Source organism: Peloplasma aerotolerans (genome assembly GCF_030012175.1).
Taxonomy (GTDB): domain Bacteria; phylum Bacillota_I; class Bacilli_A; order Acholeplasmatales; family Acholeplasmataceae; genus Peloplasma; species Peloplasma aerotolerans.
Map to the genome: position 1 here is coordinate 1 of NZ_JASCXW010000047.1, position 7,356 is coordinate 7,356.

Genomic DNA, 7,356 nt, shown 5'->3' on the forward strand with positions numbered 1-7,356 from the left:
AATAGGGAGATTCTATGAAAATATATACTAAAAGAGGAGACATGGGTCAAACAGACCTGTTAACTAAAAGAGTAAGTAAATCAGACTTACATATATCTGTAAATGGTGCATTTGATGAAGTGATGGCATTTTTGTTGATGGCAAAACATCATATATTGATGGATGAAGTTAATGATGATATCAATCATATTTATGATCATTTATTTTCCATATGTCATGAGATTGCATTAAATGACGAAAATAAATATATCACTAAAGAAGAACAAGTAAAATGGTTAGAATCAAGACTTGATTATTATGACAGCTATTTAGAACCACTTCATAAGTTTATAAAACTTGATCAAACAAAAGCAGCATCATGGCTTAATGTAGTAAGGGTTACAGTAAGAAGAGCTGAAAGAGAACTCATAAGTCTCAATGAACAGCAAAAATTAAATATACAAACTTTGTCATACATTAATAGGTTATCTGACTTTTTATTTACAATTGCTAGGTATTTCGATGAAGTTCATAAGGTTTAAGGAGGAAATATAATGGAAAAAATTAAAGTTATTATTTGGGGATTTGGAGCGATGGGTAAAGGTATGGCAAAAATGCTTTTACTTAAAAAAGGTGTAGAAATTACGGGTGTTTGTGATTTAAACCCTGAATATATAGGTAAGAATTTTTTAGATATCATTTCGATGGATGTAGACCACCCAACTGTTTATGTCCAATCTGATATCGACTTTCTGCTTAATCAAACCAAAGCTGATGTCGTATTACTTTGCACAGATAGTTTTGTTAAAGGTGCATTTGATAAAATTAAAAAGATTGTTTCGCATAAAATGAATTGCATTAGTACTGCTGAAGAGATGGCATATCCACATGCAAATGAACCAGTCTTAGCAAAACAAATCGATCATTTAGCAAAAGCATTTGGTGTTACAGTTTTAGGAACAGGGATAAATCCAGGGTTTATAATGGATTTACTTGTTGTTGCTTTAACGGGAACAATGGTTGATGTTGAACACATTGAGGCAAAAAGAGTTAATTCACTCAGTCCGTTTGGACCCACTGTTATGCATGAACAAGGTGTTGGTATTTCATTAAATGATTACCACAAGCGTATTATGGATAATGAATTAGCCGGACATGTTGGATTCAAAGAAAGCATTCAAATGATTTCAGATGCATTAGGTGTAAAACTAGATGATTTTCAGCAACAAATGGAACCGATTGTAACCAATGTTGATCGTAAAAGCACATATGGTGAAGCAAATGCAGGGTCATTAGCTGGTATTAATATGACAGGGCAAGGTTTAGTTAATGGAAGTGTATTTATCGATATGATCCATCCACAGCAAATTGAACCTGAGATGGAAGGGACACAAACAGGAGATTATATTAACCTAAAAGGTATCCCTAATATCAATATGGCAATAACACCAGAGATTGATGGAGGTATAGGTACAATTGCGATGTGTGTTAATATGATTCCTCATGTTATTAATGCTAGACCAGGTTTAAAAACAATGATAGATTTACCAGTCCCTCGTGCAATTTTAGGAGACATGAGAGATTTAATTGAACAAGATGATAAATAGGAAATCTTTTTTGGATTTCCTTTTTTTATCTTTTTTTAAAAGATACACTATACAACAGGGCATAAAAATGATATCATATAAGTAAGTAAGCGCTTTCAAAAAATGGTTCTTTTTTTCTGCGTAAAAGGAGAGATAATGTGATTGAAAAAATGACATATGTTCAAATTTACAAGTCTGTTTTATCGGAAGATAAAAGGTCACCTAATTTACCTCATGACACAAAACGTGTTCCTTTGGAAATGAGAGTTAAAGGAAAGCTGATGGAATCAGCAGAAATTGGTGATTTTGTAAAGATTAGAACGGCTACAAATCGAATTGAAACCGGCATATTAATTATTGCTGAACCTCATTTTTCACATAGCTTTGGACACCATGTCCAAGTTTTAAATGATGTTCGAGATATTATCTTAAAAGAAACGGAGGATCTATGATGGACCGTTCTTTTGATGATGTAATGAATAGAAAACCTAGTATTATGAAAAAAGCCCTGCAATTGGATTATGATCAATATGAAGATGAAGGCATTGGATTTGATTACGAGAAAATGATGGAAGATTCTGGCTACACACTAGAGGATGTACAAAAGATTCAACTAGAAAACAGTGTTGGAAATACACCATTAATCGAGTTAAAAAGATTAAGTTCATATGCTAGAAAGTTTGCAAAAAAAGGCTATGGTGCACGCATATTTATTAAAGATGAAGCTGCTAATTTAAGTGGCTCTTTCAAAGCTAGACGCGCAGCAATGAGTATTCATCAAGCTAAAAAATTGGGATATAAAGGCGTGATTGCTGCTACAAGTGGTAATTATGGAGCTGCTGTTGCTGCATTAGCCGCAAGAGCAGGTTTAAAATGTATTATTGTTCAAGAATGTTTTGATTCAGAAGGTATCGGTCAACCAGAGATTATTGAAAAAGCTAGAGCATGCGAAGCATATGGTGCTGAAGTCGTACAATTGTCCGTAGGACCTGAATTATTTTATGAATTTTTATTGCTCCTTGAGGATACCGGATATTTCAATGCCTCTCTTTATTCTCCTTATGGCATTATGGGTATCGAAACATTAGGACAAGAAATTGCGCATGAGTCAATGAAAAGATTTAACAAATATCCTGAAATCGTCATTTGTACAAATGCTGGTGGTGGGAATTTAACCGGAACTGCACGTGGTTTAAGAAAGTCAGGTGCAATGCATACTAAAATTATTGCAGCCAGTGTTGATTTAACTGGTCTTCATATGGCAAGTGATAAAGATTTTAATAAAAAATCATTTACCACAGGTCATACGGGTTTTGGAATTCCTTTTTCAACTTTTCCTGATCGAAGCGATGTTCCTAGAAGTGCTGCTAGACCTTTAAGATATATGGATCAATATGTTTTAGTTAATCAAGGTAGTGTGTTCTTTATTACAGAAGCACTATCCATTTTAGAAGGTATGGAAAGAGGACCTGCAGGGAATATCAGTTTAGCTGCAGCATTTAGTATTGCACAAACTCTACCCGAAGATCAAATCATTGTTGTTCAAGAAACTGAATATACTGGAGCAGGTAAACATATGAATGCTCAAGTGTCATTTGCTTATGATCGAGGTGTTGAAGTTAAGATGGGAATTCCACTAGAAGAAAAACCTGGTAAAAATCTGATTTTTCCAATGAGTGGTGCATTACTCAAACATAAAGAAATACCACTGAAAAACTTGCAGTTATCATATTTGAAGCACTATAAAGATGAAGTTTTGCTCGATGAGAAAGACTTGAAATATTTATCAGAAGAACTCAACACAACCATAGAAAAAATAAAAACAATGATGGAGGAAATCAATGAAACCAAGAAATGATGATTTTCAAGAAAGAAGAAAACATTTAGACCATTTAGATGATCATGAATTAAAAGAATATTTTTATAAACTCACAAACCAAATGATTGATCCTTTGCTAGAACTGGCATATGAATATACATCGCCAGCCATTGAGCGTAGTGTTTTAATGCGTATGGGTTTTTCAAGTTTAGAAGCAAAAGCAATTACTGATAAGTTGATGGAATATCAGTTATTAGAACATGGCGCTGGTCATGTTGTTTATGTGTATTCAAAAAACAATAAGCTTTCAATAAGAGAATCTGGTCTTGCTTTAACAGAAGGCAAAAATGTTGAGAAGATGATGGAGGTATTCAAATGAAACCAAATGAGAAATTAGACATTAGAAATCTTTTGGATAACTTAGAAAATTATCGTCCACGACGTCATGGATGGACATGGAGAACTAAAGGACCAATCGAAATCGGACAATTTAAATATTTTCAAGCGAGTCCTTCATTAAAAAACTTTATACCACTTCCAAGTGCGGGACATTTAAATGGTATAGATCCACAACCAGATTCAACGATAACCACAGAAATAGCATCTGGACGTTTTGAAGATGATATTCGAAGAATGCGTATGGCAGCTTATCATGGAGCAGATCATATTATGGTTATTAGAACAGCTGGACAATCCCATATGGATGGCTTGTTAGAAGGAACACCACAAGGTGTTGGCGGTGTACCGATTACACGTAAACAAGTAAGAGCACAAAGAAAAGCTTTAGATATTATCGAAGATGAAGTCGGAAGACCGATTAATTATCATTCATATGTTTCTGGTGTTGCTGGTCCTGAAATTGCAGTTATGTTTACTGAAGAAGGTGTCAATGGTGCACATCAAGATCCTCAATATAACGTTTTATATAGAAATATTAATATGATTAGGAGTTTTGTTGATGCTGCAGAAAGTAAAAAAGTTATGGCATATAGTGGTATGGCACAAATCGATGGCGCACATAACGCTAATGCAACTGCAAGAGATGCATGGAAAGTTATGCCAGAACTATTAGTTCAACATGGTATCAACAGTGTGATGAGTGAACGTATCGGGATTAAACCGGATTTGATTTGTTTATCAACTGTTCCACCTGCTGCACCGCCTAGTCCTGACTTAAAATTAAACTTACCCTATGCACTTGCACTTCGCGAATTTTTTCCTCAATACAAAATGCGTGCACAAATGAATACAAAATATATGGATTCATCAACTAGAGAAGCAACCGTTACACATGTCTTAAATCTTTTGATTTCAAGATTAACATCTGCAGACATCCAATCAACCATAACACCAGATGAAGGAAGAAATGTTCCTTGGCATGTTTATAATATTGAAGCATTAGATACAGCTAAACAAGCCATGATTGGTATGGATGATTTAATGGGTATGCTTGAGTTTAAAAAAGACGGATACTTATTTGAGACTAAACGAGAAATTCAAGAACGTGCAATTTTAATGATGGAAGAAATTATTGAGTTAGGTGGATATTTTAAAGCGGTAGAAGCTGGTATGTTTGTTGATAGCGGTAGTTATCCTGAACGTAATGGTGATGGTATCGTTAGAGGTATTGATAAAGGTATTGGTGCAGGAACAATCATTAAGAGAGCTAAGAACTATATGGCTCCGGTTACAGCACATTACGGATATAACAATATTGAACAATTTAATCCTGAATTCAAAAACGATCCAGCGAAGTTAATTGGTGGATGTACTTTGGAGAATCCTGATTTAATTCAATATATTGATGAACTAGATCCTGAAGATAATGTCAATGTTCGTTTAGATGAGAATGAGAAGTATCGTAGCCAACCTACATTAAAACCCGAAGTTCAATGGTTAGGTGATGGTGTAATTACGGTTGATTTGTTTTTCCCAACAGATGAGTTAACTGCAGAAGCTGCAGCACTTGAAGTAGGACGAAAACTCAATCTATCACAAGTAGAAGTTATTCATAAAGAAGTTCTACACCCAAGTGAAGGAACTAGAATTCAATTAAAAGGGACAGTTGGCTTTGACATTGATATAACAAAACTTGTTTTACCCGTGAAAGAAGAAACATTGCCAGAAGAAGACATTATGGCATATGTAAAAGAACATGAGATTAAAGTTGTTGCTGGTACTGGTGGAAGTGATGAGCATAGTGTTGGTATGCGAGAAATATTAGACATTAAACATGGCGGTGTCGAAAAGTATGGTATATCTTATAACTACTTAGGAACAAGTGTTCCAATTGAAAAATTCATTGATGCAGCAATTGAAACTAACTCACAATGTGTGATGATTTCATTAATTATTTCGCATGATGATATTCATTATAAAAATATGCAAAAACTACATGACTATGCAGTTGAAAAAGGTGTAAGAAATAAACTCATATTACTTGCTGGAGGGACACAAGTTACTCCTGAACTTGCTAAAAAGTACGGTATGGACCAAGGATTTAGCCGAGGAACTAAAGGCAAGGATGTTGCAAGTTTTATTGTCAAAAGGCATCAAGAAATCCATGGTCATTGATTGCTTAGTTGCTGAAATAGGAAGTACAACAACTGTTGTTAATGCCTTTAATCTCCATCATGGTCCAGTGGAGTTTATCGCTAGAGGTATGCATCAAACAACAGTTGAAACGGATGTAACCATTGGATTAAATAATGCAATTCTTGATTTGAAAAAGAATCTTGGAGTTGATCAATTAGAGTATAAAGAAATGTTTGCTTCATCTAGTGCTGCTGGTGGATTAAAGATAACGGTTCATGGACTAGTTTATGAAATGACAGCAAAAGCTGCTAAAGAAGCTGCACTCAATGCAGGAGCAAACATCCATTTAATTACAGCAAATCGAATTGAAAAAGAACACGTTGATAAAATCAAAGAAGTTAATCCTAACATGATTATTATCGCAGGTGGAACTGATTTTGGTGAAAAGGATGTTGCTTTCCAAAACTTACTAGACGTTATAGAATTAAATATCCCTATCATTTATACTGGAAATATTTCTAATCATGAGCGAATAAAAAAATTGAAAAAGGAACATGTTCGCATCGTTGAAAACGTCTATCCTAGAGTAGATGACTTTAACATAATACCGCTTCGAAAAGCGATATACGAGACATTCGAACAAAATATTATTCACGCTAAAGGGATGCAACATATTTTCGATATGGTCAATCAGGTTATTATTCCAACGCCTGGTGCAGTCATGGATGCAACACTTCTACTAAATCAAATGTTTGATGGTGTTATGACAATAGATGTTGGTGGAGCAACCACAGACGTCCATTCCGTATGCGAGCCTAAACCTGAGTTTTCAAAGTATAACGATGGTGAACCAAGGTTTAAAAGAACAGTTGAAGGTGACTTAGGTGTTTTTGTAAATCGCATGCATGTCATCAAGACATTTAAACAAGGTGAGATGGAACGACTTACGGGAATGAGTTATGATCATATTCTCGACACTTTAAAAAAGGAACCATTTATTCCTCAAACAGAATTTGGTGTTCAAATTATTGATTTACTGACTAAACAATGTGTTAATCAAGCATTAGACCGTCATATTGGCGATTTAAGAAGAGTCTTTACGACAAACGGGTTCAAAGTTATCCCCGATGGTAAAGATACTACACAAGTTAAATATATCTTTTTAACTGGAGGAGCTTTACTCAATGCAAGCTACCCTAAACAAATCATTAAAGACTATCTTGCAAGACAACAAACAAAATTAGCACCTGATGCAAATGCTGAAGTATTTTTAGATCATGATTATATTTTTGCTTCATTAGGTGTGTTATCACATAAATATCCAGAACAAACCAAGGAATTGTTAAGACAAACAATTCGCTTTAGAGGTGACTAACTATTAAAAGTCAAGTACTTTTTGTAGATAAACAGTAAAAACCTCCAATAGCTATATTTTTA

Annotated in this window: 7 protein-coding genes; all 7 read left to right on the forward strand. The window is 34.4% G+C overall.

From position 1 onward, the window contains the following. The first annotated feature begins 14 nt into the window (after nt 1–14). The 7 genes from QJ521_RS09005 to QJ521_RS09035 all read left to right on the forward strand — a co-directional run bounded on the left by QJ521_RS09005 (nt 15) and on the right by QJ521_RS09035 (nt 7,294). The gene (locus QJ521_RS09005) at nt 15–521 is read left to right on the forward strand and encodes a cob(I)yrinic acid a,c-diamide adenosyltransferase (protein ID WP_282840151.1); all 507 of its coding nucleotides are present in this window, start codon (nt 15–17) and stop codon (nt 519–521) included. Between the two features lie 12 nt (nt 522–533). After that, a complete protein-coding gene (gene ord, locus QJ521_RS09010; protein WP_282840152.1) occupies nt 534–1,586 on the forward strand; it encodes a 2,4-diaminopentanoate dehydrogenase in 1,053 nt (350 codons plus the stop codon). A gap of 137 nt (nt 1,587–1,723) precedes the next feature. Next, nucleotides 1,724–2,017 (forward strand): 2-amino-4-oxopentanoate thiolase subunit OrtA, encoded by a 294-nt coding sequence (gene ortA, locus QJ521_RS09015; RefSeq protein WP_282840153.1) that lies wholly within the window; start codon nt 1,724–1,726, stop codon nt 2,015–2,017. Next, nucleotides 2,014–3,423: a 2-amino-4-oxopentanoate thiolase subunit OrtB gene (gene ortB / locus QJ521_RS09020; protein ID WP_347568097.1), complete on the forward strand. Its 1,410-nt coding sequence runs from the start codon at nt 2,014–2,016 to the stop codon at nt 3,421–3,423. The genes ortA and ortB overlap by 4 nt, the downstream gene beginning before the upstream one ends. After that, the gene (locus tag QJ521_RS09025; protein WP_282840155.1) at nt 3,407–3,763 is read left to right on the forward strand and encodes an ornithine aminomutase subunit alpha; all 357 of its coding nucleotides are present in this window, start codon (nt 3,407–3,409) and stop codon (nt 3,761–3,763) included. Before ortB ends, QJ521_RS09025 begins: the two co-directional genes overlap by 17 nt. Beyond that, nucleotides 3,754–5,958, forward strand: coding sequence for a D-ornithine 4,5-aminomutase subunit OraE (gene oraE, locus QJ521_RS09030; protein ID WP_347568098.1), 2,205 nt, complete (start codon nt 3,754–3,756; stop codon nt 5,956–5,958). The genes QJ521_RS09025 and oraE overlap by 10 nt, the downstream gene beginning before the upstream one ends. Beyond that, the gene (locus QJ521_RS09035; RefSeq protein WP_282840157.1) at nt 5,909–7,294 is read left to right on the forward strand and encodes a glutamate mutase L; all 1,386 of its coding nucleotides are present in this window, start codon (nt 5,909–5,911) and stop codon (nt 7,292–7,294) included. The genes oraE and QJ521_RS09035 overlap by 50 nt, the downstream gene beginning before the upstream one ends. Nucleotides 7,295–7,356: the final 62 nt, after the last annotated feature.

Bases quoted from the DNA above. Each gene is read 5' to 3' on its own strand.
- QJ521_RS09005 (WP_282840151.1), top strand. From the start codon at position 15: ATGAAAATATATACTAAAAGAGGAGACATGGGTCAAACAGACCTGTTA.
- ord (WP_282840152.1), top strand. From the start codon at position 534: ATGGAAAAAATTAAAGTTATTATTTGGGGATTTGGAGCGATGGGTAAA.
- ortB (WP_347568097.1), top strand. From the start codon at position 2,014: ATGATGGACCGTTCTTTTGATGATGTAATGAATAGAAAACCTAGTATT.
- QJ521_RS09025 (WP_282840155.1), top strand. From the start codon at position 3,407: ATGAAACCAAGAAATGATGATTTTCAAGAAAGAAGAAAACATTTAGAC.
- QJ521_RS09035 (WP_282840157.1), top strand. From the start codon at position 5,909: ATGTTGCAAGTTTTATTGTCAAAAGGCATCAAGAAATCCATGGTCATT.